This window comes from Dechloromonas sp. HYN0024 (assembly GCF_003441615.1).
Classification (GTDB): domain Bacteria; phylum Pseudomonadota; class Gammaproteobacteria; order Burkholderiales; family Rhodocyclaceae; genus Azonexus.
Map to the genome: position 1 here is coordinate 2,758,218 of NZ_CP031842.1, position 23,307 is coordinate 2,781,524.

General features: G+C 61.6%; 21 protein-coding genes. 14 read left to right on the forward strand and 7 right to left on the reverse strand.

The genetic code is table 11. The features are described from left to right. Window positions 1–20 precede the first annotated feature (20 nt). From argA to HYN24_RS13275, 3 genes are read right to left on the reverse strand one after another with little or no spacing between them, the layout of a single operon-like run. On the reverse strand, window positions 21–1,340 hold the full coding sequence (gene argA / locus HYN24_RS13265; protein ID WP_117609690.1) for an amino-acid N-acetyltransferase: 1,320 nt from the start codon (window positions 1,338–1,340) through the stop codon (window positions 21–23). Next, the gene (gene pap / locus HYN24_RS13270; RefSeq protein WP_117609691.1) at window positions 1,337–2,845 is read right to left on the reverse strand and encodes a polyphosphate:AMP phosphotransferase; all 1,509 of its coding nucleotides are present in this window, start codon (window positions 2,843–2,845) and stop codon (window positions 1,337–1,339) included. The genes argA and pap overlap by 4 nt, the downstream gene beginning before the upstream one ends. A 3-nt stretch (window positions 2,846–2,848) precedes the next feature. Then, window positions 2,849–3,586, reverse strand: a complete 738-nt coding sequence (locus tag HYN24_RS13275; RefSeq protein ID WP_117609692.1) for a 16S rRNA (uracil(1498)-N(3))-methyltransferase — start codon at window positions 3,584–3,586, stop codon at window positions 2,849–2,851. A gap of 41 nt (window positions 3,587–3,627) precedes the next feature. On the opposite strand from HYN24_RS13275, the gene HYN24_RS13280 reads away from it, so the two are divergent. From HYN24_RS13280 to HYN24_RS13290, 3 genes are all read left to right on the forward strand, one after another. Next, complete coding sequence (locus HYN24_RS13280) at window positions 3,628–4,182, forward strand: thioredoxin family protein (protein ID WP_117609693.1); 555 nt, start codon at window positions 3,628–3,630, stop codon at window positions 4,180–4,182. 177 nt (window positions 4,183–4,359) lie between these two features. Then, the gene (locus HYN24_RS13285) at window positions 4,360–6,381 is read left to right on the forward strand and encodes a bifunctional diguanylate cyclase/phosphodiesterase (protein ID WP_117609694.1); all 2,022 of its coding nucleotides are present in this window, start codon (window positions 4,360–4,362) and stop codon (window positions 6,379–6,381) included. Between the two features lie 29 nt (window positions 6,382–6,410). Next, window positions 6,411–7,430, forward strand: a complete 1,020-nt coding sequence (locus HYN24_RS13290) for a class 1 fructose-bisphosphatase (protein ID WP_117609695.1) — start codon at window positions 6,411–6,413, stop codon at window positions 7,428–7,430. Window positions 7,431–7,579: 149 nt separating this feature from the next. On the opposite strand, the gene HYN24_RS16215 is transcribed toward HYN24_RS13290, so the two are convergent. Beyond that, on the reverse strand, window positions 7,580–8,266 hold the full coding sequence (locus tag HYN24_RS16215; protein WP_240327679.1) for a hypothetical protein: 687 nt from the start codon (window positions 8,264–8,266) through the stop codon (window positions 7,580–7,582). Between the two features lie 181 nt (window positions 8,267–8,447). On the opposite strand from HYN24_RS16215, the gene tkt reads away from it, so the two are divergent. From tkt to fba, 7 genes are all read left to right on the forward strand, one after another. Beyond that, the gene (gene tkt / locus HYN24_RS13300) at window positions 8,448–10,454 is read left to right on the forward strand and encodes a transketolase (protein ID WP_205421393.1); all 2,007 of its coding nucleotides are present in this window, start codon (window positions 8,448–8,450) and stop codon (window positions 10,452–10,454) included. Window positions 10,455–10,478: 24 nt separating this feature from the next. Next, entirely contained in the window at window positions 10,479–11,507 is a 1,029-nt protein-coding gene (gene gap, locus HYN24_RS13305) for a type I glyceraldehyde-3-phosphate dehydrogenase (RefSeq protein WP_117609697.1), read from the forward strand. Between the two features lie 89 nt (window positions 11,508–11,596). Further along, window positions 11,597–12,019, forward strand: a complete 423-nt coding sequence (locus HYN24_RS13310) for a hypothetical protein (protein ID WP_117609698.1) — start codon at window positions 11,597–11,599, stop codon at window positions 12,017–12,019. 25 nt (window positions 12,020–12,044) lie between these two features. Then, the gene (locus tag HYN24_RS13315) at window positions 12,045–13,079 is read left to right on the forward strand and encodes a type I glyceraldehyde-3-phosphate dehydrogenase (protein WP_117610390.1); all 1,035 of its coding nucleotides are present in this window, start codon (window positions 12,045–12,047) and stop codon (window positions 13,077–13,079) included. A 19-nt stretch (window positions 13,080–13,098) separates the two neighbouring features. After that, the gene (locus tag HYN24_RS13320) at window positions 13,099–14,283 is read left to right on the forward strand and encodes a phosphoglycerate kinase (RefSeq protein ID WP_117609699.1); all 1,185 of its coding nucleotides are present in this window, start codon (window positions 13,099–13,101) and stop codon (window positions 14,281–14,283) included. 75 nt (window positions 14,284–14,358) lie between these two features. Further along, complete coding sequence (pyk, locus tag HYN24_RS13325; protein ID WP_117609700.1) at window positions 14,359–15,792, forward strand: pyruvate kinase; 1,434 nt, start codon at window positions 14,359–14,361, stop codon at window positions 15,790–15,792. Between the two features lie 42 nt (window positions 15,793–15,834). Further along, window positions 15,835–16,899: a class II fructose-bisphosphate aldolase gene (gene fba / locus HYN24_RS13330; RefSeq protein WP_117609701.1), complete on the forward strand. Its 1,065-nt coding sequence runs from the start codon at window positions 15,835–15,837 to the stop codon at window positions 16,897–16,899. A gap of 64 nt (window positions 16,900–16,963) precedes the next feature. On the opposite strand, the gene HYN24_RS13335 is transcribed toward fba, so the two are convergent. Beyond that, on the reverse strand, window positions 16,964–17,206 hold the full coding sequence (locus tag HYN24_RS13335) for a hypothetical protein (protein ID WP_117609702.1): 243 nt from the start codon (window positions 17,204–17,206) through the stop codon (window positions 16,964–16,966). Window positions 17,207–17,409: 203 nt separating this feature from the next. On the opposite strand from HYN24_RS13335, the gene HYN24_RS13340 reads away from it, so the two are divergent. Continuing rightward, window positions 17,410–17,985, forward strand: a complete 576-nt coding sequence (locus HYN24_RS13340; RefSeq protein ID WP_117609703.1) for a DUF4337 domain-containing protein — start codon at window positions 17,410–17,412, stop codon at window positions 17,983–17,985. 5 nt (window positions 17,986–17,990) lie between these two features. Then, complete coding sequence (locus HYN24_RS13345) at window positions 17,991–19,073, forward strand: hypothetical protein (protein ID WP_117609704.1); 1,083 nt, start codon at window positions 17,991–17,993, stop codon at window positions 19,071–19,073. A 23-nt stretch (window positions 19,074–19,096) separates the two neighbouring features. Here HYN24_RS13345 and HYN24_RS13350 read toward each other — a convergent pair whose 3' ends face one another. Together HYN24_RS13350 and HYN24_RS13355 are read right to left on the reverse strand one after the other, a co-directional pair. Beyond that, window positions 19,097–19,969 carry a YihY/virulence factor BrkB family protein gene (locus HYN24_RS13350; RefSeq protein WP_117609705.1) on the reverse strand — a complete coding sequence of 291 codons (873 nt, stop codon included), beginning with the start codon at window positions 19,967–19,969 and terminating at the stop codon, window positions 19,097–19,099. A 178-nt stretch (window positions 19,970–20,147) separates the two neighbouring features. Beyond that, a complete protein-coding gene (locus tag HYN24_RS13355) occupies window positions 20,148–20,681 on the reverse strand; it encodes a DUF2242 domain-containing protein (RefSeq protein ID WP_117609706.1) in 534 nt (177 codons plus the stop codon). Between the two features lie 342 nt (window positions 20,682–21,023). Between HYN24_RS13355 and HYN24_RS13360 the strand changes: the two genes are divergently transcribed. Further along, window positions 21,024–22,337 carry a DUF3422 family protein gene (locus tag HYN24_RS13360; RefSeq protein WP_205421394.1) on the forward strand — a complete coding sequence of 438 codons (1,314 nt, stop codon included), beginning with the start codon at window positions 21,024–21,026 and terminating at the stop codon, window positions 22,335–22,337. 37 nt (window positions 22,338–22,374) lie between these two features. Further along, the gene (locus HYN24_RS13365) at window positions 22,375–23,307 is read left to right on the forward strand and encodes a phosphoribosylaminoimidazolesuccinocarboxamide synthase (RefSeq protein WP_117609707.1); all 933 of its coding nucleotides are present in this window, start codon (window positions 22,375–22,377) and stop codon (window positions 23,305–23,307) included.

Genomic DNA, 23,307 nt, shown 5'->3' on the forward strand with positions numbered 1-23,307 from the left:
CGTGGGGATTGATGGGCGAATTATAAAGTCTTGAACAGCACCTTGGAGCGCCGCTGATAGTTGTACATGTCGCGCTTGTTGGCCGGCAGGTCATCCACCGTCCCGACCTTGAAGCCGCGCTCGACGAACCAGTGCTCGGTGCGTGTCGTCAGGACACACAGCCGCTTGAAGCCAGCCTTGCGGGCCCGTTGTTCGATACGCATCATCAGCTGCTCGCCGTAGCCCCACTCGCGATGCTCCTGGCTGACCGCCAGACAGGCCAGCTCGGCCTCCTGTTCGGAATGCTGATAGAGCGCGGCACAGCCGACGATGATGCCGTCGTGCAGCATGATCGAGAAATGGTCGAGTTCGCGCTCGAGCAGTTCGCGTGGCCGATGGACGAGGATACCTTCCTGCTCCATCGGCTCGATCAGCGCGATCAGGGCGGCAATGTCGTCCGGCTTGGCTTCGCGGATGTTTTCCAGCGATTCGCGGGTGACCACGGTACCGACGCCATCGTGCGTGAACAGTTCGAGCAACAACGCACCATCCTGCTCGAAACCAATCAGGTGCACCCGGCCGACGCCGGTCCGGCTGGCCCGCACGGCGCACGGCAGGTAGCGCTTGATGTCGGCCGACAGCCAGTCGGCATCGCGCAGCAGTTGCGAGGCTTCGTCGGCGGTCATGGCGTCGAGCAACTCGCCGGCCTTGTCAGTGACACCGGTGCTGTCGGTCAGATAGACCAGCTTGTCGGCCTTGATCGCTGTGGCCACGGCCTCGGCGGCTTCTTCCATCTGCAGGTTGAAAATCTCGCCGGTCGGCGACGGTCCTTCGCAGTTAAGCAGCACGATGTTACCCAGGCCGAGCTGGGCGTTGATGCCTTCGCTATCGACCTTGCGCACCTTGCCGGCGTACTGCATGTCGATGCCGTCGAGCACGCCGATCGGCTGGCCGGTGATGAAATTGCCGCCGATGACGCGAATCCGGCTGTTGGCCATCGGCGTATTGGGCAAGCCCTGCGACAGCATGGCCTCGATTTCGAGATAGACGCTGCCGACGGCATCAAGCACGCAATCGAGCGCCTCGGCGTCGGTCACCCGGTAGCCCCGGTGATAGACCGATTCGAGATTCTTTTCGCGCAACTCCTCCTCGATCTGTGGCCGCGCCCCATGCACCAGCACCAGGCGGATGCCCAGGCTGACCAGCAGGTTGACGTCGTAAGCCAGCGTCTTGGCGAACTCACTGGCCACCGCCTTGCCGCCGAAGGCAATGACGAAGGTCTTGCCGCGAAAGGCGTTGATGTAGGGCGTGACCGCCCGGAACCAGGAGACGAAATGCTCGTCGTAAGGGGTATCGCTCATTTTTCCGAATATTTTCCGTTGTCGTCCTTGAGCGCCGATTCCAGCCGCTCGCACAGCGTTTTCAATACTTTAACCCGGGCGAAGTTTTTGTCGTTGGCTTCGACCAGGGTCCACGGGGCAAGCCCGGTCGAGGTACGGTCGACCATGTCGCAGACGGCCGACACGTAATCGTCCCACTTCTCACGGTTGCGCCAGTCCTCGTCGGTGATCTTGAAACGCTTGAACTCGGTGTCCTGACGTTCCTTGAAGCGACGCAACTGCTCGTCGGCGCTGATCTGCAACCAGAACTTGACGACCACCGCACCGGCATCGACCAGCTGATGCTCGAAATCATTGATTTCGGCGTAGGCGCGCAGCCAGTCGGCCTCGGTACAAAAGCCCTCGACCCGCTCGACAAGGACGCGACCGTACCACGAGCGGTCAAAAATCGCCGCCCGCCCGGTGCGTGGCAAGTGCCGCCAGAAACGCCAGAGATAAGGCTGCGCCCGTTCTTCTTCGGTCGGTGCGGCAATCGGCACGATCTGATACTGGCGGGCATCCATCGCCGCGCCGATGCGACGGATGGTGCCGCCCTTGCCGGCCGCATCGGAACCTTCAAAGACTAGCACCAGCGAACGCTTGCCGACAAACCGCGGGTCGCGGACCAGTTCGGACAGGCGTGCCTGATATTTGGACAACTGGGTCTCGTAATCCTTCTTGACCAGCTTCTGGGTCAGGTTCAGTTCACTCAGGACGTTTTTCTGGTCGATGGCATGGATGATCGGCGGCGCCACCGGCACCTGCTGACGACCTTCCTGCTGCAGGCGACGCTTCATGGCATCAAGCACGATCCGGCCGACGGTCAGCGAACGATATTCGTCATCCGTGCCCTCGACGATGATCCACGGTGCATGGGCGGTATTGGTCACACGCAGCACATGGCCTGCCACTTCCTGCAGCTTGTTGTAGGTCTTCAGGCGATCGTAGCTTTCCTTGGTGACGCGCCAGGCGGTGTTCGGGTTTTTCTCCAGCGCCTTGAGGCGGGTCTTCTGGCCGTCCTTCGACAAATGGAACCAGAACTTGAGGACGAGCGCCCCTTCGTTAACCAGCATGGCCTCGAAACGGTTGATGTCGTCAAGCCGCTCATCCATCTCAGGACGCCGCATCTGGCCGGTGATCCGGTCGGTAATTGGCTGCGAATACCACGAGCCGGCAAAGATGCCGACCTTGCCCTTGGGCGGCAGGGCGCGCCAGTAGCGCCACATGTAGGGACGGCTCCGTTCCTCGTCGGAAGGCTCGGAGAAGGCCAGCGTCGAAATGTGCCGGGGGTCCATCCAGGAATACAGCAGGTTGATGGTTTCGCCCTTGCCGCTGCCGTCGACCCCGCTGATCAGGATGACGACCGGAAACTCCTTCTTTTGCAGCATGTCGTACTGGACGTCGAGCAATTCGGCACGCAGTTTCGGCACTTCGGTCTTGAAGGTCTTCTTGTCTACTTTATGACCCAGTTCTGCAGATTCAAACATCGCCTACCCCTCCCTGAAATCCCCCCAAAGAGCCTGCAATGCTGCCAGCGCAGCCAGGCCCGCCGTTTCCGTCCGCAATACCCGCGGCCCCAGGCGCACCGCCTGAAAACCCGCTTGCTGTGCGGCGATCACTTCCTGCGGATCAAGGCCCCCTTCGGCCCCAATCAGCAATTGCACATTTTTTGCCGGCGCTATGGTCGCCAGCGTCTGTTCGGCATCCGGTGCCAACATCAGGCGCAAGCCGCCTTCGGCCGGCCGGGCCAGCCAGTTTTCCAGCTTTTCCAGCGGCGCCACAAGGGGCACCTGATTACGGCCACACTGTTCGCAAGCCGACGCCACTACCCCCTGCCAGTGCGCCACCCGCTTGCCAGCCCTTTCGCCGGCCAGGCGCAAGACACTGCGCCGACTGTCGACCGGAACAATATGACGAACGCCCAGCTCAACCGCCTTTTGGATCGTGAAATCCATCTTGTCCCCCGACTGCAGGGCCTGAACCAGTGTCACAGCAAGGGACGACTCCCGTTCCACATCATGCCATTCGGCCAGTTCGGCCACTACACGGTCGCGCTCGATGCGCTGGATGCGGGCCGGATATTCGCCGCCCCGCCCATCAAACAGCACCATCAGCGCGCCCGGCGGCAGGCGCAAGACACGAACCGCGTGGCGGGCCACAGGTTCTGGAAGATCGACATGAGCCCCCGGCGAGAGGGCTTCCCGGCAGTAAAAACGAGGTAAATTCATCAGTGCTATTATGGGCGAAATGCCTTTGGGAGTGGAAAAACATGGTTGCCCTCAACCCGCCCGTCTGTGATTTTGGCCTACCCGCCATCGCTTTCGATCTGCCCGGCACTGATGGCAAACGCCATACCCTGGCCAGTTGCCGGGGCACCAACGGATTGCTGGTGATGTTCATCTGCAACCACTGCCCCTACGTCAAGGCCATCATCGACCGCCTCATTCATGACTGTCGCGACCTGCAGAAACAGGGTATCGGCTGCGTCGCCATCATGAGCAACGATGTCGCCGCCTACCCTGAAGACTCCCCCGCTGCGATGGCACGCTGGGCGGCCGAACTGTCCTTTCCCTTCCCCTACCTCTACGATGCAACCCAGGCCGTCGCCCGCGCCTATGGCGCCGTGTGCACACCCGATTTTTTCGGCTACAACAGTCAGCTAGAACTTCAATATCGGGGCCGTCTCGACGCCTCGGGGCGCCAGCCCGCCGCCCCCGAGGCGCGCCGCGAACTACACGACGCCATGCTGGAAATCGCCCGCTCCGGGAGGGGACCGGCGGAGCAGACAGCCTCCATCGGCTGCTCGATCAAATGGCAGATATAACAAACATTCGCAAGAAGCAATAAAGCCCCCAAAGCTATGGCGGCCGCATGAAGGCTGGGCTATGATTAACCATCGTCATCAACCTTGCCAACGTCATTGAGTTCACCGGACCCTCTTCCGCCCGCCTCCACCGAAACGCGACGCCAACTGGCCTATCTTCAGGCCGTGGTATCGAGCATGCCGCAGGGCATCAGCGTATTCGATGACAGGCTGTGCCTGCGGGTCTGGAATCAGGGCTTTATTGACGCGCTCGAGCTGCCCGCCGGGGTGGCCCACGATGGCGCGCACTATTCCGACCTGATCCGCATCCAGGTTGAACGCGGCGATTACGGCCCCGACGAAGTTGAGGGGCAAGTGGCCAGCCTTACCGCACAGGCCGCAAAATTCGAGGCTGGACAGGTCGAACGTTGCCTCGCCAACGGACGCTCTTATGTAGTCGACAGCGAACCGCTGACGATCGATCAAAAACTGGCTGGCATCATCACCACCTACACCGACATTTCGGAGCAGCGCGCCAGTGCCGAACGCGAACAGCTGGCCCAGAAGGTCTATACCCACACACCGGCCGGCATCATCTTCACCGACGAAGCCCACCGCATCCTCTCGATCAACCCGGCAACCACCCAGATGACGGGCTACGACGCGTTCGAACTGGTCGGGCAAACCGTCTTCGGACTGATCGACCTGAGCGAGGAACAGTCGCAAGAGGCCTTCGAGAAGGATATTGCCGAGCACGCCTCCTGGCAGGGAGAACTCGAACTGACCCGCAAAGGCGGCGACAGCTTCCCCGCTGGCACCCGGGTCAACCGCGTGGACGACCCGCAAAGCGGCCTACCGGCCCACTATGTCTGGATTCTTGCCGACATTACCGAACGCAAGCGTTCGGAAGAGCGCATGCGGCATATTGCCCAGCACGACGCCCTGACCGGCCTGCCCAACCGCATGGCCCTGCTCATCCGCCTCGGCCAGTTATTGCCCGAGGCGCGCCGTCATGGCTGGAAGATCGCCATGATGTTTCTTGATCTTGACCGCTTCAAGATCATCAACGACACCCTGGGTCACCAGGTGGGCGACGAACTGTTGCGCGAAGTAGCCTGCCGCCTGTCCAGCGTGGTCCGCGAAACCGACTTTGTCGCCCGGCTGGGCGGCGACGAGTTTGTCATCATCCTGCCCGGCATCAACTCGGCAGCCGACGCCGCCATCGCAGCCAACAAGGCCATCGTGGCGCTATCGTCGACCATCGAGGCGATTGGACACGAACTGCATACCAGTCCGTCGATCGGCATCAGCCTTTTTCCCGACGACGGCGCCGATGCCGACACCGTCCTGAAAAATGCCGACACAGCCATGTATCACGCCAAGTCGGCTGGCCGAAACAACTTCCAGTTTTTCTCGGCCGAGATGAATCGCATCACCTCGGAACGGCTGAGTATCGAACACAAGCTGCGCCATGCCATTGCCCGCAACGAACTGGCGCTCTGCTTCCAGCCGCAGTTCCGGGCCAACGACAACCGACCGACCGGCGTCGAAGCCCTTATCCGCTGGCATCACCCGACCGAAGGCATGATTTCGCCAGACCGCTTCATCCCGGTCGCCGAGGAAACCGGCATCATCGTCGAGATCGGCGACTGGGTTCTGGCCTCCGCCTGCCGCGAACTGAAACGCTGGCTCGACGCAGGACTCGAGCCAATCCGCATGGCCGTTAACGTCTCGGCCCGGCAGTTGCGCCGCCGCGACTTCTGCGAAACGGTGGCCAATGCCCTGATCGTATCCGGACTGCCAGCCGACCTGCTCGAACTGGAAATCACCGAAAGCTCGGTGATGGAAAACCCGCAGGAAGCCGTGCTCATTCTCGAACGCCTCGGTCGCATGGGCGTTACCCTGGCCATCGACGATTTCGGCACGGGCTATTCATCGCTGGCCTATCTGAAACTTTTCCCGATCGATCACCTGAAAATCGACCGCTCCTTCGTCGCCGACATCGAAACCGACCTCAACGACCGCGCCATTGCTTTCGGCACCATCGCGCTGGCCCATTCCCTTGGTCTCAGGGTCATTGCCGAAGGTGTCGAAACCGAGGACCAGCTTGATCTCTTGCGCGGCAATGGCTGCGACGAGGTTCAGGGCTACCTGTTCAGCAAGCCGCTCAGTAGTGCTGCAGTCTTTGCCTTCCTCCACGCCAGGGCGCAGGCAGAGTAAAATCCCGCTTTTTTGTCGCAGGGGTTCACATGGCACAGCGCACGCTGGCACGCTATCTCACTGAAGAGCAGCGCAACAAGGGCGTCATCACCGGCGACCTGAAATTCCTCATCGAAATCGTCTCGCGGGCCTGCCAGGCGATTTCCATCGCCATCGGCAAGGGCGGGCTCGGCGGTGTGCTCGGCGAAGCCGGCAGCGACAACGTCCAGGGCGAAGCACAGAAAAAACTCGACGTCCTGTCCAATGACATTCTGCTCGACGCCAACGAATGGGGCGGCCACCTTGCCGCCATGGCCTCCGAGGAAATGGACCTGCCGCACCTCGTCCCGAATCGTTATCCGCAGGGTGAATATCTGCTCACCTTCGACCCGCTCGACGGCTCGTCGAATATCGACGTCAATGTTTCGATCGGCACCATCTTCTCTGTCCTCAAATGTCCAGAGGGCGCCGACCTGTCGACCCCGGAGGCGGCGGAAGCGGCCTTCCTTCAACCGGGCACCGCCCAGGTCGCAGCCGGTTATGCCGTCTATGGCCCGACCACCCTGCTCGTCCTCACCGTCGGCGACGGCGTCGTCGTCTTCACCCTCGACCGCGAGCAGGGCCAGTTCATCCTGACCCAGGAAGACGTCCAGATTCCCGCCGACACCAAGGAGTTCGCCATCAACATGGCCAACCAGCGCTTCTGGGAACCGCCGGTCCAGCGTTACGTCGGCGAAATGCAGGCGGGCAGGACCGGCCCGCTCGGCAAGGACTACAACATGCGCTGGGTCGCCTCGATGGTCGCCGACGTCCATCGCATCATGACGCGCGGCGGCATCTTCATGTATCCGATGGACAGCAAGCTTCAGGGCCAGGGCGGCAAGCTGCGCCTGATGTACGAAGCCAACCCGATGGCTTTCCTGGTCGAACAGGCGGGCGGGGCGGCCACGACCGGCCGGCAGCGCATTTTGGACATTCAGCCGGAAAAACTTCACCAGCGCGTCCCGGTCATCCTCGGCTCGAAAAATGAAGTCGAGCGCGTTATGGGCTATCACGCGGGGCAGTTCTGAAATGGCTTTTGACGCGGAGGAAGTGAATTAAGCCAGACGAGCAGAAAACAGTCTGTTTTGTAAGGTTTTATCCAACGGGATCCGAAGCATCTGCGTCAAAACAAAACGGGGCCTAACAGGCCCCGTTCCCTATTCGGCATCCTGGTTTGTCAGCGGTAACCGCTTTCGTTGGCATTGTGAATGATCCAGGTCAGGTAGTGGCCGCTGCCGAAGCCAGCCTGATTCGAGAATATCAGGCGCCCCTGACCCTTGTAGGTCATTTCCCAGCGTGTCTTGTCGCTACCGAAGTAGAAGGGAATGAAAGCCTTGCCGGTAACATAGGCCCCCTGATCGGTCGGCTGGCCGACGATATCGGTTACCTGCTGCTGCGACATGCCGATCTTGAGACGGGTGAAACGGCTGTTGGCAGCCGGCAGGCCGCTAATTTCGCCCTGCCAGTCATTGAGCCCCTTGACCTGCGTCCCCTGACCAGCTTCGACCTTGGTCGAATCGGTAACCGGCTTGTTCTTCGACAAATCGTAGTGACCAGCGGCACTAGCTGACGGCACGACCGGCGTCGCGGCGGTTGCCGAGGCCGGCACGCAATCGAGCGGCGCTACGGCCTTGCTTTTCGTTTTGCCACCCTTTGTTTTCGATTTGCCCTCTTCCTTGCACACCGGCTTGCTCTCAGGCACCGGTTTGCTCTCGACAACCGGTTCGGGGGCCTTGCTGGCCGCCTTGAGCGGCGCCGTTTCAGCCTCCGGCTTGCTCTGGTTAGTGTTACAGGCGGCCAGACCGAGAATCATCGCGGCAGCGAACAATCGGGATGACAGGGAGTTTCCGTTCATAATTTTCATGGGTAGGCTCTCGGAAAAATCGGGGCTCGGGCAACTCCGCCCGGTGGTATTGCAGTATATCGGGATCAATGCAACACGCCACCCTGGCCGCTGACCAATGCCGGAAAACAACGAAACGCCTACCCAAAAATAGGGTTTTCCCCGATAATTTAGGCTTTTCAGCAGGCTGGATTTCCGGATCATGAGCGTCAGCAATCTCCCCAAGTTCTCTCCCCTGACCGGCGCCATCCGCGCACTGGCCATGGATGCCGTCCAGCAGGCCAATTCCGGTCATCCCGGCGCCCCGATGGGCATGGCGGAAATCGCCGAAGTACTGTGGCGCCGCCACCTGCGCCACAACCCGACGAACCCGCACTGGCCTGACCGCGACCGCTTCGTGCTGTCGAACGGCCACGGCTCGATGCTGATCTATGCCCTGCTCCACCTGACCGGCTACGACCTGTCGATTGCCGACCTCAAGAATTTCCGCCAGTTGCATGCCCGTACTCCGGGCCACCCGGAATTCGGCTACACCCCCGGCGTCGAAACCACGACTGGCCCGCTCGGCCAGGGCATCACCAACGCCGTCGGTTTCGCGCTGGCCGAAAAGGTGCTGGCCGCGGAGTTCAACCGGCCCGGCCACGATATCGTCAATCACCACACCTACACCTTCCTCGGCGACGGTTGCCTGATGGAAGGCATCTCGCACGAAGCCTGCTCGCTGGCCGGCACGCTCGGCCTCGGCAAGCTGATTGCTTTCTGGGACGATAACGGGATTTCCATCGACGGCCATGTCGAAGGCTGGTTCACCGACGACACCCCGAAGCGCTTCGAATCCTATGGCTGGCATGTCATCGACGACGTCGACGGGCATGACAGCGCTGCGGTCGAAGCCGCCCTGCTCACCGCCCAGTCGGTCACCGACAAGCCCAGCCTGATCTGCTGCAAGACGACCATCGGCGCCGGCTCGCCGAACAAGCAGGGCTCGCACGACTGCCACGGCGCGCCGCTCGGCAAGGACGAAATCGCCGCTGCCCGCGCCTATATCGGCTGGAACCACCCGGCTTTCGAAATCCCGGCCGATATCTACGCCGCCTGGGACCGCAAGGCTGCCGGCGCTGCTGCCGAAGGCGAGTGGAATGCCCGTTTCGCCGCCTACCGCGCCGCCTTCCCGGCCGAAGCCGCTGAGTTCGAGCGCCGCGTCATGCAGCGCGAACTGCCGGCCAACTGGGCCGCGACCAAGGCCACCTATATCGCCGCATGCCGCGACAAGGCCGAGAACATCGCCACCCGCAAGGCTTCGCAGAACGCTATCGCCGCACTTGTCCCGGCCGTGCCGGAAATCTTTGGCGGCTCGGCCGACCTGGCCGGCTCCAACCTGACCTTCGTCAAGGGCAGCAAGGGCGTCACCAAGACCGAAGGCGGCAACTACTGCTACTACGGCGTGCGCGAATTCGGCATGACCGCCATCGCCAACGGCCTCGCCCTGCACGGTGGCCTGATTCCCTACACCGCGACCTTCCTGGTCTTCTCCGACTACGCCCGCAACGCCATCCGCATGGCGGCGCTCATGAAGCAGCGCCAGATCATGGTCTACACCCATGACTCTATCGGCCTCGGCGAAGACGGCCCGACGCACCAGCCGGTCGAGCACATCCCGTCGATGCGTATCATTCCGAACCTCGACGTCTGGCGTCCGGCCGACGCAACCGAAACCGCCATCGCCTGGACCTTTGCCGTCGAACGTCAGGATGGCCCCAGCATCCTCGCCCTGTCCCGTCAGAACCTGCCGACCGTAACCCAGAATGTCAGCGATGCCGACATCGCCCGGGGCGGCTATGTTCTGTCCGAGGCAGATGGCGAAGCACAGATCACCTTCATCGCCACCGGTTCTGAAATCAAGCTGGCGCTCGACACCCAGGCCGCGCTGGCTGGCGAAGGCATCAAGACCCGCGTCGTCTCGATGCCCTGCTCGAATGTATTTGACCGCCAGAGCGCCGACTACAAGACCGCCGTTCTCGGCGGCTGCAAGAAACGCATCGCCATCGAAGCCGCTCACCCCGACTTCTGGCGCAAATACGTCGGCCTGCACGGCGCCGTCATCGGCATTGACCGCTTCGGCGAGTCGGCCCCGGCTGGCCAGTTGTTCGAAATGTTCGGTTTCACGGTCGCCAACGTCGTCAAGACGGCCAAGGCGCTGTTGTCCTGATTTTTTAGAGAGGGAGTTAGATTCATGGCTATCAAGGTTGCAATCAACGGTTTCGGTCGTATCGGTCGCTGCACGCTGCGCGCCATTTACGAGCAGGGTCTGCAGAACGAATTCGACGTCGTCGCCATCAACGCCGCCGGCGACTTGGCCACCAACGCCCACCTGCTCAAGTACGACACGACGCACGGCCGCTTCCGCACCAGCGTCGAGACCGAAGGCGAGAACTGCATCATCATCGACGGCAAGAAGGTCGCCTTCTATTCGACCAAGAACCCGAAAGACATCAACTGGGCCGACCACGGCGTTGATATCGTCCTCGAATGCACCGGCGCCTACACCACCAAGGCCAAGGCCCAGGCCCTGCTCGACCAGGGTGCGAAGCGCGTCCTGATCTCCGCCCCGGGCGGCGATGACGTCGACACCACCATCGTCGTCGGCGTGAACGAAGGCGCCATCAAGGCCGGCATGACCGTGGTCTCGAACGCCTCGTGCACCACCAACTGCCTGGCCCCGGTCGCCAAGATCCTGTCCGACGCCATCGGCATCAAGCAGGGCCTGATGACCACCATCCACGCCTACACCAACGACCAGGTGACGGTGGACGTCCGCCACAAGGACCTGCGCCGCGCCCGCGCCGCTGCCGCCAACATCATCCCGACCAAGACCGGCGCTGCCAAGGCCGTCGGCCTCGTCCTCCCGGAACTGGTTGGCAAGGTTGATGGTTTCGCCCTGCGCGTGCCGACCATCAACGTCTCGCTGGTCGACCTGACCTTCACGGCCAACCGCAGCACCACCAAGGAAGAAATCAACGCCTTGATGACCGCCGCCGCCAATGGCCCGCTCAAGGGCATCCTCGACGTCAACAACGAGCCCCTGGTGTCGTCCGACTTCAACCACACCACCGTGTCCTCGACCTTCGACGCCACCCAGACCCGCGTCATCAAGGGTGAAGACGGTTCCGTACTGGTCAAGGTCCTCGCCTGGTACGACAACGAGTGGGGCTACTCCTGCCGCATGCTCGATGCCGCCCGCGCCTGGATGGCAGCCAAGTAAGCTGTTTGTTGCATCAAAAGGGGCCGCAAGGCCCCTTTTGTTTCGCCCTACCTAGCCTCATGTCTCAACTGACCCGTGGAGGAATCACGATGCTGAACCAGACTCGCCGCATGACCCTCGCCACCCTGTGCCTTTCGCTGACCCTGGCCGGCGGCCATGTTTTCGCCGAAGATGCCGCCAAGAAGCAGGAGGCGGAAGAACCGGTCATTGTCGGCAACCCGCCAGCCGACTCCGCCTTTGGCAAACTCAAGATCGGCATGAGCTACGAGGAAGTACTCGCCATTGTCGGCAAGCCAACCAGCGAAAACAGCTGGTGCACCGGCAAGCAGCACATTCCCTTTTATTTTGGCTCTGACCGCGGCCGCGCCGAAGCCAATTTCAAAGGCATGGGCCAGCTGAAATTCAACTCGGATGTCAGCCTGTACCCCTTCCGTATCTGCAAGGCCGACAAGCCTACCACCCTGATTCACGTTAATTACAATCCCGAAAGCACGGGCGAACTGGCCAAGTAAGCCATTGGACAACGACCACCACGCCATGCCCCTGCGTCTTGCCATCAACGGCTATGGCCGCATCGGTCGCTGCTTCCTGCGCGCCCTTCTCGAGTCGCCGGTTACCCATGATTTTGCGGTCGTCGCCATCAACGAACCGGCCAACCTCGAGAGCATGGCCTACCTGACGCGCTTCGATTCGACGCATGGGCGTTTTCCCGGCAGCGTCGAGGTCGCCGACGGCCAATTTCTGATCAACAACAGCCCCCTCCACATCAGCCATGTGCGCACCCCGGAAGAGGTGGACTGGCGGGACATCGACCTTGTCGTCGAATGCTCCGGCGCCTATGGTCGCCGCGATGAACTGGCCCGCTTCATCACTGCCGGCTGCCCGCGACTGCTTCTCTCGCACCCGGGGGCCAGCGGCGACGATGTCGATGCGACCATTGTCGCCGGCATCAATCAGAACAGCCTGACCGGCCACGAACGCCTGGTGTCGGCTGCCTCCTGCACGACCAATGCCATCGTGCCGATCCTCGATCTGCTCGACCGCGAAGTCGGCATCGATCAGGCCCTCCTCACCACACTGCATTCGGTCATGAACGACCAGCCGCTGATCGATGGTTACCACCACGACGACCTGCGCCGTACGCGCTCGGCCATGCAGTCGATCATCCCGGTGTCGACCGGTCTGGCGCGCGGCGTCGAGCGCCTGCTGCCGCAACTGACCGGCAAGGTGCAAGCCAAGGCCATCCGTGTGCCGACCCTCAATGTTTCGGCGATCGACCTGACGATCAGCACCCAGCGTCCGGTCTCGGCCCATAGCATCAACGCCCTGCTCGCCGATGCGGCGCGCGGCCCGTTGAAAAAGCTGATGGCCTACTCGGAGGCAGCCCACGCCTCCATCGATTTCAATCACGACCCCCATTCAGCCATCATCGACGGCAGCCAGACCCGCACCGGCGGGACGCATCTGGTAAACCTCTTTGTCTGGTTCGACAACGAATGGGGCTTCGCCAACCGCATGCTCGACGTGGCCGGCTACTGGTCACAACACTGGGCGCAAGCATCCAAAACTTGAATCATCCCTGGAGATATCCATGAACGTCATCAAACTCACCAACCTCGACGTATCCGGCAAGCGCGTCTTCATCCGCGCCGACTTGAATGTGCCGCAGGACGAAGCCGGCAACATCACCGAAGATACCCGCATCCGTGCCTCGCTGCCGTCCATCAAGTACTGCCTCGAAAAGGGCGCGGCGGTCATGGTCACCTCTCACCTCGGCCGCCCGACCGAAGGCGAACTGACCCACGAAGACAGCCTGATGCCGGTCGCCGTCCGTCTCGGCCAGATGCTGCACACCTCCGTGCGCCTGATTACCGACTGGGTCGACGGCGGCTTCGAGGTCAAACCCGGCGAGGTGGTCCTGCTTGAAAACTGTCGCGTCAACAAGGGCGAGAAAAAAAACAACGACGAACTGGCCCAGAAAATGGCCAAACTGTGCGACGTATACGTCAATGACGCGTTCGGCACCGCCCACCGCGCCGAAGCCACCACCCACGGCATCGCCAAGTACGCCCCGACGGCCTGCGCCGGCATCCTCATGGGCGCTGAAATCGACGCCCTGACCAAGGCCCTGACCAATCCGAAGCGGCCGCTCGTCGCCATCGTCGGCGGCTCCAAGGTATCGTCCAAGCTGACCATCCTCAAGTCGCTGGCCAGCAAGGTCGACCAGCTGATTGTCGGTGGCGGCATCGCCAACACCTTCCTGCTCGCTTCCGGCAAGCGCATCGGCGACTCCCTGGCGGAAGCCGATCTGGTCAAGGAAGCCCACACCATCATGGACATCATGAAGGAACGCGGCGCTGAAGTTCCGCTGCCAGTCGACGTTGTCGTCGCTGACGAAGTGTCGGCTCTGGCACGTGCCAACAAGATTTCCGTTGATGACGTGCATGTCCACGACCGCATCCTCGACGTCGGCCCGAAAACCGCCGCCATGCTCTCGCAAATCATCGCCAACGCCGGCACCATCGTCTGGAACGGCCCGGTCGGCGTATTCGAACTGCCGCAGTTCGCTGGCGGCACCAAGATGCTCGCCTCGGCCATCGCCCACTCTGAAGCCTTCTCGATCGCCGGCGGCGGCGACACCCTGGCCGCCATCGCCAAATTCCACATCCACGACGACGTCGGCTATATCTCGACCGGCGGCGGAGCCTTCCTCGAATTCCTCGAAGGCAAGACACTGCCAGCCATTCAGGTACTGGAAGAACGCGCCGCGAAATAATGCGGCCATGCAGCGACCATAGCCTGGCTGCGGTCGCTGCAAAAACCACTATAAGAACAAAGGGATAGAGAAGACATGTCACGCCACACCAAGATTGTTGCCACCCTCGGCCCCGCCTCATCGACGCCGGAGGTGCTGGAGCGCATGGTCCAGGCCGGCATTGATGTCGTCCGGATGAATTTCTCGCACGGCACGGCCGATGACCACAAGGCCCGCGCCGACGCCATTCGCGCCGCTGCCGCCAAGTATGGCCGGACGGTCGGCATTCTCGGCGACCTGCAGGGACCGAAGATTCGCGTCGGCAAGTTTGAGTCCGGCAAGATCACGCTGGTCATTGGCGAACCATTCATCCTCGATGCCCAGTGCACGCTCGGCAATCAGGAGCGCGTCGGCCTTGACTACAAGGATCTGCCGAAGGATGTCGTGCATGGCGACATCCTCCTGCTCGACGATGGCCGCCTGAAACTGCAAGTCACTGGCGTGCGCGGGCATGAAATCCATACCCGCGTGCTGGTTGGCGGCGAGCTCTCGAACAACAAGGGAATCAATCGCCAGGGTGGCGGCCTGACCGCCCCGGCCCTGACCGCCAAGGACATGGAAGACATCAAGACGGCGGCCCAGATCGGCGTCGATTTCGTTGCCGTTTCTTTCCCGAAAAGCGCCGCTGACATGTACATGGCCCGCCAGTTGCTGCGCGCCGCCGGCAGCATGGCCGTTCTGATCGCCAAGATCGAGCGGGTTGAAGCCGTTGAAAATCTCGCCGATATTCTCGACGCCTCGGATGGCGTCATGGTCGCCCGCGGCGATCTTGCCGTCGAAGTCGGCGACGCCTCCGTGCCTGCCCTGCAGAAGAAGATGATCCGCATGGCACGCGACAAGAACAAGCTGACCATCACCGCCACGCAGATGATGGAGTCGATGATCTCGTCGCCGGTACCAACCCGCGCTGAAGTTTCCGATGTAGCCAATGCTGTCCTCGACGGCACCGATGCGGTGATGCTCTCGGCCGAAACGGCGGCCGGCAAATACCCGGTCGAAGTCGTTGAGTCGATGGCGCGCATCTGCGTCGAAGCTGAGCGTTCAGCCGAAATCACCCTCGACCGCGAATTTCTCGACCGGGTGTTCACGCGCATCGACCAGTCGATTGCCATGGCCGCCATCTGGACGGCCCATCACCTCAAGGTCAAGGCCATCGCCGCCCTCACCCAGTCCGGCTCCACGGCGCTGTGGATGAGCCGAATGAACTGCGGCGTGCCGATTTATGCGTTGACGCCGGATGCCGAGTCGGTCGGCCGCATGGCCCTTTACCGTGGCGTCTGCCCGTTGCTCATGAATCAGCAGCACACTGACCGCGACCTGCTGCTGGCCGAAGCCGAGCAACTGCTGATCGACCGTGGTGTGGTTGAACTGGGCGATCTGATGGCCCTCACCATCGGCGAACCAATCGGCTCGACCGGCGGCACCAACACGCTCAAGATCGTCCGCGTCGGCGAACATCAAATCACTTAAAATAGTCCGATTACCTAATCAAGAACCCGAACAGGAGTCCCCATGCCGCTCGTATCCATGCGCCAACTGCTCGACCACGCCGCTGAAAACGGCTACGGTCTGCCCGCCTTCAACGTCAATAACATGGAACAGGTCTGGGCCATTTGCGAAGCGGCCAGCCAGATCGACGCCCCGGTCATCATGCAGGCCTCGGCCGGCGCCCGCAAATATGCCGGCGAGCCCTTCCTGCGCCACCAGATTCTCGCCGCCCTCGAAGCCTATCCCAACCTGCCCATCGTCATGCACCAGGACCACGGCCAGAGTCCGGCTGTCTGCATGGCGGCCATCCGCTCAGGCTTCACCTCGGTGATGATGGACGGTTCGCTCGAAGCCGACGGCAAGACCACCGCCTCGTATGAGTACAACGTCGGTGTCTCCCGCGAAGTGGTCAAGTTTGCCCACGCCATCGGCGTCTCGGTTGAGGCCGAACTGGGTGTCCTCGGCTCGCTCGAAACCATGATGGGTGACAAGGAAGACGGCCACGGCGCCGAAGGCACGATGACGCGCGAACAACTGCTGACCGACGTCGAGCAGGCGGCCGATTTCGTCAAGCAGACCAACTGCGACGCTCTCGCCATCGCGATTGGCACCAGCCACGGCGCCTACAAGTTCACCAAGAAGCCGACGGGGGACATCCTCGCCATCGACCGCATCGCCGAAATCCACGCCCGCATCCCGAACACCCACCTCGTCATGCACGGCTCGTCGAGTGTGCCGCAGGAACTGCTGGCCGAAATCCGCGAATTCGGCGGCGACATGAAGGAAACCTACGGCGTGCCCGTCGAGGAAATCGTCAAGGGCATCAAGCACGGCGTGCGCAAGGTCAATATCGACACTGACATCCGCCTCGCCATGACCGGTGCCGTTCGCCGCTATCTGTTCGAGAACCCCGGCAAGTTCGACCCGCGCGACTACCTCAAGCCGGCCCGCGAAGCAGCCAAGAAAATCTGTCTGGCCCGCTTCGAAGCCTTCGGCTGTGCCGGCCGCGCCAGCCAGATCAAGCCGATGTCGCTGGAAAAGATGGCCGAGCGTTACACCAAGGGCGAACTGAACCAGATCGTCAAATAGGCATCAGCCAGGGCCAAGAAAAAAGCCGCCTGCGGGCGGCTTTTTTACGATCGCTGGAAATCGGTCAATACAGGGTACGCGTCGAATCGAACACTTCGGCCGCCTTGTCGAGGAGGTAGTTGTCTATCTGCCGGGCAGCCGGCATGTTGCCGAAATACAGCGCGAAGTCCTCGGCCGACATCTCGGTGACTTCGGCCGTGGGCAGACGACGCTCGACACTATGGCGGCGATCATTCCAGTCGGGCGGTGGCCCGATGTCACGCCCACGTCTATCTTTCTTAATCCGGCGATCCTGGCTTGCACTCATTGAGCTTTCCTCGCAAATCACAATATAGGCGAATGGTAATATAACGAAAGCCATAGGCTCGGAAATATTTCACACTATTTGTCACGAATCGCTTTTTAGTCACTTTTGCGACAACGCAGCACGCCGAGTGCCGATATTCCATTCAGCGCCAGCGGATATAAAATACGCCGCTTCGCCGAACCCATTTGCAAAAAGGAAAGTCAATGTCCGGACACGGTTTTCACGTTCATGGCCCGCACGATCACGAAGTCGAACACGTTGCCCAGCACGGCGGCGACAATTTCACCTCGCGCATCGCGGTTCTCACCGCCGTCCTGTCGACCGTCGGTGCCATCTTCGGCTACATGGGCGGTCACTCGCAAAACGCCGCGCTGCTCTTCAAGAACGATGCAGCCATCCAGAAAACCGCTGCCTCCAACCAGTGGAACTACTACCAGGCCAAGAGCAACAAGCAGAACCTGGCCGAACTGTCGGTCGTGCTGACCCACGGTGAGGACCAGGAAAAGTTCAAGCAGGCCATCGAGCGATACAAGAAGGAAAAGGAAGAGATCAAGGTCGAGGCCGAGAAACTTGAAGCCGAAGCCAAGGCTTCCGACCACCACAGCAATCAGGAAATGCACGTGCACGAGCGCTGGGCCCTGGCCACGACGCTGATCCAGATCGCCATCGCCCTCTCTGCCATCACCCTGCTCACCCGCAAGCGCTGGATGCTGGTCGGGGTCTATGGATCATCGGCACTGGGTGTGGTTGCCGGCATCATGGGCTACCTCCACCTCTGAGCGGCATGAACCGCCTCTGCCGACAGCTGGCCGGACTGGCCAGCTGCCTGCTCGCCACCCTGGCGATGGCTGGGGAGCCCTGTCGCATCGCCTTCGACATGGGCTCTTCCGGCATTCGCGCCGGTCAATCCGGTCACCCGGAAATCCGGCGCGCCGACATCGACTACCTCACCCCCCTGTCGGCCGGGCGCGGCCTGGCCGAAACCTTTCCGCCGACCATCGCAGCCCTGCGGGACCTGCCGGCCAGCGGCGGTTTTGCCACCGACTGCCCACGTCTTGGCGGCGGCTTTTCGGCCTGGCGCATCGCCGCCAGCGAAGACCGCCGGCAACTCGCCAGCGACCTCGCCGCCATTCGCCAGGCCAGCGGCGTTGCTGTGATCGTCATCCCGCAGCGTCAGGAAGGCGCCTACGGCTATCAGGGGGCGCAACAGTTACTGGGTGACCGGCTGACCACGTCGCACATTCTGGATATCGGCGGCGGCAGCCTGCAGATCGCCGGCAATAGCCACTCGTTCGGCGCCCTGTTCGGCCAGAAATTATGGCACCGCGAACTGTGCAAGGCCCTGCGTAACGCCACCGAACTGCCCTGCCAGCTACAACCGATGAGCCGAGCAGAAGTGGACAGTGCCCGCCGCCTGCTACGCAGCCGCCTGCCAGGGATCGCCCGCGACCTGCCACAAGGCGCGACAATGACGGCCATCAGCCGCCCGGTCACCCGCGGTGTCGCCCCTGCCGTCGCCAACCTGTTCAATCTTCCGGCCGGCCTCAGCGAAATCTCCCCGACCCGACTCCGTGCCACCGTCGACACCGTTGCCAGCCTGAGCCTTGACGACATGGCCGAGCGCCTGGGCAGCGAACGCAAGCATGCCGCCTACCTCATCTCCGACCTGCTGCTGGTTGAAGGGCTGGTCGAAACCACCGGCGGCCACGACCTGCGCATTGCCGAAATCGACCTGACCAACCTACCCGGCCTGCTCGCCGACGACCGTGGCTATCAGTGGGTCGCCCGCCACGACTGCTACCTGCAACGCCTGCGCAAGCTGGGCATCGGCGCTTACTTCAGTGACGCAGCCACCTGCCGGCCTTGAGTGCGCATCGCCGCCGCCAGCACTCAACTGCCTAGCGTCCACTCCAGTTGCTCATACTCCGAAATAACCTGCGCGCCGAGCAGCAGCAGGGTCGCCGCCAGCTCGATACTGAACAGCACCACCACGGCTGTGGTCAGGGAATCGTACACCACGCTGGCTTTTGACAGTGTGGTGAAATACCAGACCAGCACATGGCGGATGACATCCCAGATCAGTGTAATCACCACCGCCCCTAGCAGGGCGTGACGAACGCGGGTTCGGCCGACCGGCAGAACAATGTAGAAGAAGGTCAGAATGAGGACTTCCGAAGCCAGCCCCAAGGCGTAAAAAGCCGGTCCGGACCAGCCGCGCAGCGACCAGTCACTCCCGAACAGATGGAGGCTTTCCTGCGCCACGCCGAGGATGGTCACCGACAGCACCGTGATGCCGAACAAAGCCACGCCAACCAGCAGGACCAGGCTATAGGGCAACAGCGCAACAATCACGGCGTGGCGCTTCTTCGAAACATGACGATGGGCAAATATCTGCGCCATCGCCTTCTGCAAAATGGAAAAAGTCAGCGAACTGAAGAACAGCATGGTGCCCAGCAGGACCACACCAATCGACACGCCGTTATCGATAAAGCCAGAGACATCGGACAACACCGCAGCAGCCTGACTCGGCACCAGCCATTCCAGATAGCGCTGCAAGGTTGCCAGCAACTCGGCCTGATCGACCCAGTGCGACAGCACCAGCACCGACAGCGAAATCATCGGCAACAACGACAGCAAGCCGTAATACGCCACCGCCCCGGCCAGCAACAAGCCCTGGTTGCGGCTGAAATTACGCAGCACCGTCAGGGTGAAGTCGAGGGGATGAAAGATCAGTTGTTGATCGGTTTTCGATAGGAGATGCATAGACCTCAAGGCACGACGGTAAGCCGGCAGGCATGACGAACCCACACCCGGCACCGCCAATCACTGACGATGTGCTCAACGATAGCACTCCGGGGCACGCTGTCGGGTCGCTTATTGCCCGTCTGAAAATTTCGCGCCGGGGAAATTACGCCGCGACCTCACAGTTGCTGGCCGTAATTTACGTATCAAGCGACTTGATCAGGTCGAAAAGGCGCTGGTAGAAATCCGGTGCGATAACCGTCTCCTCACCAACCTTGACCAGGGTGTCCTTGTCGATGGCCCAAGGCAGCGACACCGAACCGAGCGCCGAAACGCTGACACCGGCACTGCTGCCTTTTGATTTCATCTCGAACTGGGTTTCCAGGGCACTGGCGTAAATGACCGCCCCCAGACTGCTCGGCAGGCAAACCAGGGTAATGCTCAGGCGTGTTGCCTCATCGGCCCGCGGCCGGAAAAACTTTTCGCCGCGAATGCTGTGTGGCTTCTCTTCGCCGATCTGGTAGCCCTGGCTGAGCAAGGCGCGCTTGCCAACTTCACAAGCCCCTTCAGCTTCGCGGCTGCTGTAGTACTGAAAGGGCGTTTCGCTGGTGAAGGTCTCCGACTGATAGGAGCGAGGCGCTTTCGTGGCGTGGCAGGCGCCCAGCAGCAGGCCGGCCGACAGGGTCAGAAACAGGGAGCGGCACAACGACGAAGGAAAGAAAGGAGACTTCATGGCGGCGTATTTTAAGGACTTTGTCGATCACGTGCAGGGTAAGCACGCAGGAAAACACAGCCGCCATCACTGAATAATCCAGCAAGAACAGGTACCTGCCATGTATTAATCGGTCTAGCTGATCTTCCGGCCGGGACACCGGAGGAAGGTGTTGGGCACGTTTTCACCCGACCAGCAAGCGCCCTCCGCGCAGCCGGCGAGCGTTTCTACCAGGTCATTCGGGACCGGTCGACAGCCCGACCGAAAAAGGAATTCGGGCGCAAGCGTGCGCCACTCACCGTATCCTGATTTGCTTAAGATACAATCTGTTGCGCCGCAACAACGACACCATCGATCGCCACCATGCACCCTCGCCTGATGCTTCCTGACCTTCAGGAGCACCCGCTCCGCCAGCGTCTCAATAACGAATTCCACGCCCGGCCACCGATCCCTCTGGTCGGCGCCATGCTCGTCTCGCACCTGGTCTTCAAGCACAGCACAGAGAAAGCACCAGCCGCGCGCGACAATCTGGCGAAACTCTGCCAGGGTCACGTCTGCAATTCGATCGAAAGCTCGGACGCGCACATGATGCTCGACACCGGCGCCTTCCGCATGCGCTGGGAACTGCATACCGAATTTTCGAGCTATACCTTCTTCCGCCCGCTGACCAGCGGCGAGGAGTTGCATCCCGACGTCACCGCCTTCGATGCCGTCCATCCCGAGTGGCTGTCCGGCATTCCCGGCAAGCTGATTGTCGCCACCCATGTCGAGTTGCGGTCGACCATAGAAATCAGTCCGGATTCGATCCTCGCCAGCCTGACCCCGAATGGCCGGACGATGGTCGCCGCACGGGTAGCCGACAACACCGCCTGGATTTTTACCGACTTCAAGATCGACAACGGCTTCTCGCGCTTTCTCGTCCTCAATGATGGCATGACCCAGCGGCAGACCGGTCGTACCGTGCAACGCCTGTGCGAGATCGAAACCTACCGGATGATGGCCCTACTCGGCCTGCCCATCGCCAAGGAAGTCGGCAAATGGCTTTATACCGGCGAAAAGCAACTGGCTGAAATGATGGACCGCATCGGCCAGGCCAAGTCGCCGACCGACGAACGTGAAGTCCTTGGCACGCTGTCCTCGCTCGCCGCCGAGGTCGAACACTCGGTCGCCCGCACCACCTTCCGCTTCGGTGCTTCACGCGCCTATCACGGGCTGGTCATGCAGCGCATCGAAGAACTGCGCGAAACGCGCATCTCCGGCCTGCCGACCTTTTTCGAATTCATGCAGCGCCGCCTGATGCCGGCGATGAATACCTGCGAGGCGATCAGCCGTCGCCAGGAAGAACTCTCGGCCCGCGTTGCCCGCAACAGCCAGCTGCTGCGCACCCGCGTCGACATCGAACTGGAGCGCCAGAACCAGGAACTCCTCGGCCAGATGAATAGCCGCGCCAAGCTGCAACTTCGCTTGCAGGAAACGGTCGAAGGACTCTCCGTCGTCGTCCTCACCTATTACGGCTCGCAACTGGTGCAGTACCTGGCCAAGGGCACCAAAGAACTGCACCACCTCAACACCGACATGATTACTGCCGTGTCGATCCCCATCATCGCTGGGCTGGTTTTCTGGGGCACACGCCGGATGCGCAAAAAGCTCGCCGCCGAAGCAGATGGCGCACATTAATTTATAATCCTTCTTTTTTGCTTTCGGGAAATCTGCCGTGACCGCTCCCCTCTTCCAGTCCTCCATCACCAGCCTGCCGCTGCTCTCCAAAGGCAAGGTCCGCGACATCTACGCCGTCGACGCCGACAAGCTGCTGATTGTCACCTCCGACCGCCTCTCCGCCTTCGACGTCATCCTGCCGGACCCGATTCCGCGCAAGGGCGAAGTGCTCACCGCCGTAGCCGATTTCTGGTTTGAAAAACTCGGCCACATCGTGCCGAACCAATTGACCGGCGTCGATCCGGAATCCGTCGTTGCCGAAAACGAACGTGCTCAGGTGCGTGGTCGCTCGGTCGTCGTCAAGCGCCTGCGTCCGCTGCCGATTGAAGCCGTCGTCCGTGGCTACGTCATCGGTTCCGGCTGGAAGGACTATCAGGAAACCGGCGCCATCTGTGGCATCGCCCTGCCGCCCGGCCTGAAAATGGCGCAAAAGCTGCCCGCCCCAATCTTTACCCCGGCCACCAAGGCCGCCGTCGGCGATCACGACGAGAACGTCTCCTTCGCCGTCGCCCAGGCCAACTGCGCTGCCGATCTGGCCGAGGCCCTCGCCGGCACCGGCAAGAACGGCGCCCAACTGGCCGATGAAGCCCGTATTGCTGCCCTCCGCCTTTACGAAGAAGCGTCCATCTTTGCCCGTACCCGCGGCATCATCATCGCCGACACCAAGTTCGAGTTCGGCATCGACGCCGCCGGCACCCTGCACCTGATCGACGAAGCCCTGACCCCGGACTCGTCGCGTTTTTGGCCGGCCGATCAGTACGAAGAAGGCAAGAACCCGCCTTCCTACGACAAGCAGTTCGTCCGCGATTATCTGGAAACCCTGGACTGGGGCAAAGTGGCCCCCGGCCCCTCGCTGCCGGCCGACGTCATTGCAAAAACCAGCGCCAAGTACATCGAGGCCTACGAAAAGCTGACCGGCAAGACGCTGTAA

Bases quoted from the DNA above. Each gene is read 5' to 3' on its own strand.
- gap (WP_117609697.1), top strand. From the start codon at position 10,479: ATGGCTATCAAGGTTGCAATCAACGGTTTCGGTCGTATCGGTCGCTGC.
- HYN24_RS13335 (WP_117609702.1), bottom strand. From the start codon at position 17,206: ATGAGTGCAAGCCAGGATCGCCGGATTAAGAAAGATAGACGTGGGCGT.
- pap (WP_117609691.1), bottom strand. From the start codon at position 2,845: ATGTTTGAATCTGCAGAACTGGGTCATAAAGTAGACAAGAAGACCTTC.
- HYN24_RS13315 (WP_117610390.1), top strand. From the start codon at position 12,045: ATGCCCCTGCGTCTTGCCATCAACGGCTATGGCCGCATCGGTCGCTGC.
- HYN24_RS13320 (WP_117609699.1), top strand. From the start codon at position 13,099: ATGAACGTCATCAAACTCACCAACCTCGACGTATCCGGCAAGCGCGTC.
- HYN24_RS13290 (WP_117609695.1), top strand. From the start codon at position 6,411: ATGGCACAGCGCACGCTGGCACGCTATCTCACTGAAGAGCAGCGCAAC.
- HYN24_RS13355 (WP_117609706.1), bottom strand. From the start codon at position 20,681: ATGAAGTCTCCTTTCTTTCCTTCGTCGTTGTGCCGCTCCCTGTTTCTG.
- argA (WP_117609690.1), bottom strand. From the start codon at position 1,340: ATGAGCGATACCCCTTACGACGAGCATTTCGTCTCCTGGTTCCGGGCG.
- HYN24_RS13340 (WP_117609703.1), top strand. From the start codon at position 17,410: ATGTCCGGACACGGTTTTCACGTTCATGGCCCGCACGATCACGAAGTC.
- HYN24_RS13360 (WP_205421394.1), top strand. From the start codon at position 21,024: ATGCACCCTCGCCTGATGCTTCCTGACCTTCAGGAGCACCCGCTCCGC.
- HYN24_RS13345 (WP_117609704.1), top strand. From the start codon at position 17,991: ATGAACCGCCTCTGCCGACAGCTGGCCGGACTGGCCAGCTGCCTGCTC.
- HYN24_RS13280 (WP_117609693.1), top strand. From the start codon at position 3,628: ATGGTTGCCCTCAACCCGCCCGTCTGTGATTTTGGCCTACCCGCCATC.
- HYN24_RS13310 (WP_117609698.1), top strand. From the start codon at position 11,597: ATGCTGAACCAGACTCGCCGCATGACCCTCGCCACCCTGTGCCTTTCG.
- tkt (WP_205421393.1), top strand. From the start codon at position 8,448: ATGAGCGTCAGCAATCTCCCCAAGTTCTCTCCCCTGACCGGCGCCATC.
- HYN24_RS16215 (WP_240327679.1), bottom strand. From the start codon at position 8,266: ATGAAAATTATGAACGGAAACTCCCTGTCATCCCGATTGTTCGCTGCC.
- pyk (WP_117609700.1), top strand. From the start codon at position 14,359: ATGTCACGCCACACCAAGATTGTTGCCACCCTCGGCCCCGCCTCATCG.
- HYN24_RS13350 (WP_117609705.1), bottom strand. From the start codon at position 19,969: ATGCATCTCCTATCGAAAACCGATCAACAACTGATCTTTCATCCCCTC.
- fba (WP_117609701.1), top strand. From the start codon at position 15,835: ATGCCGCTCGTATCCATGCGCCAACTGCTCGACCACGCCGCTGAAAAC.
- HYN24_RS13285 (WP_117609694.1), top strand. From the start codon at position 4,360: ATGCCGCAGGGCATCAGCGTATTCGATGACAGGCTGTGCCTGCGGGTC.
- HYN24_RS13275 (WP_117609692.1), bottom strand. From the start codon at position 3,586: ATGAATTTACCTCGTTTTTACTGCCGGGAAGCCCTCTCGCCGGGGGCT.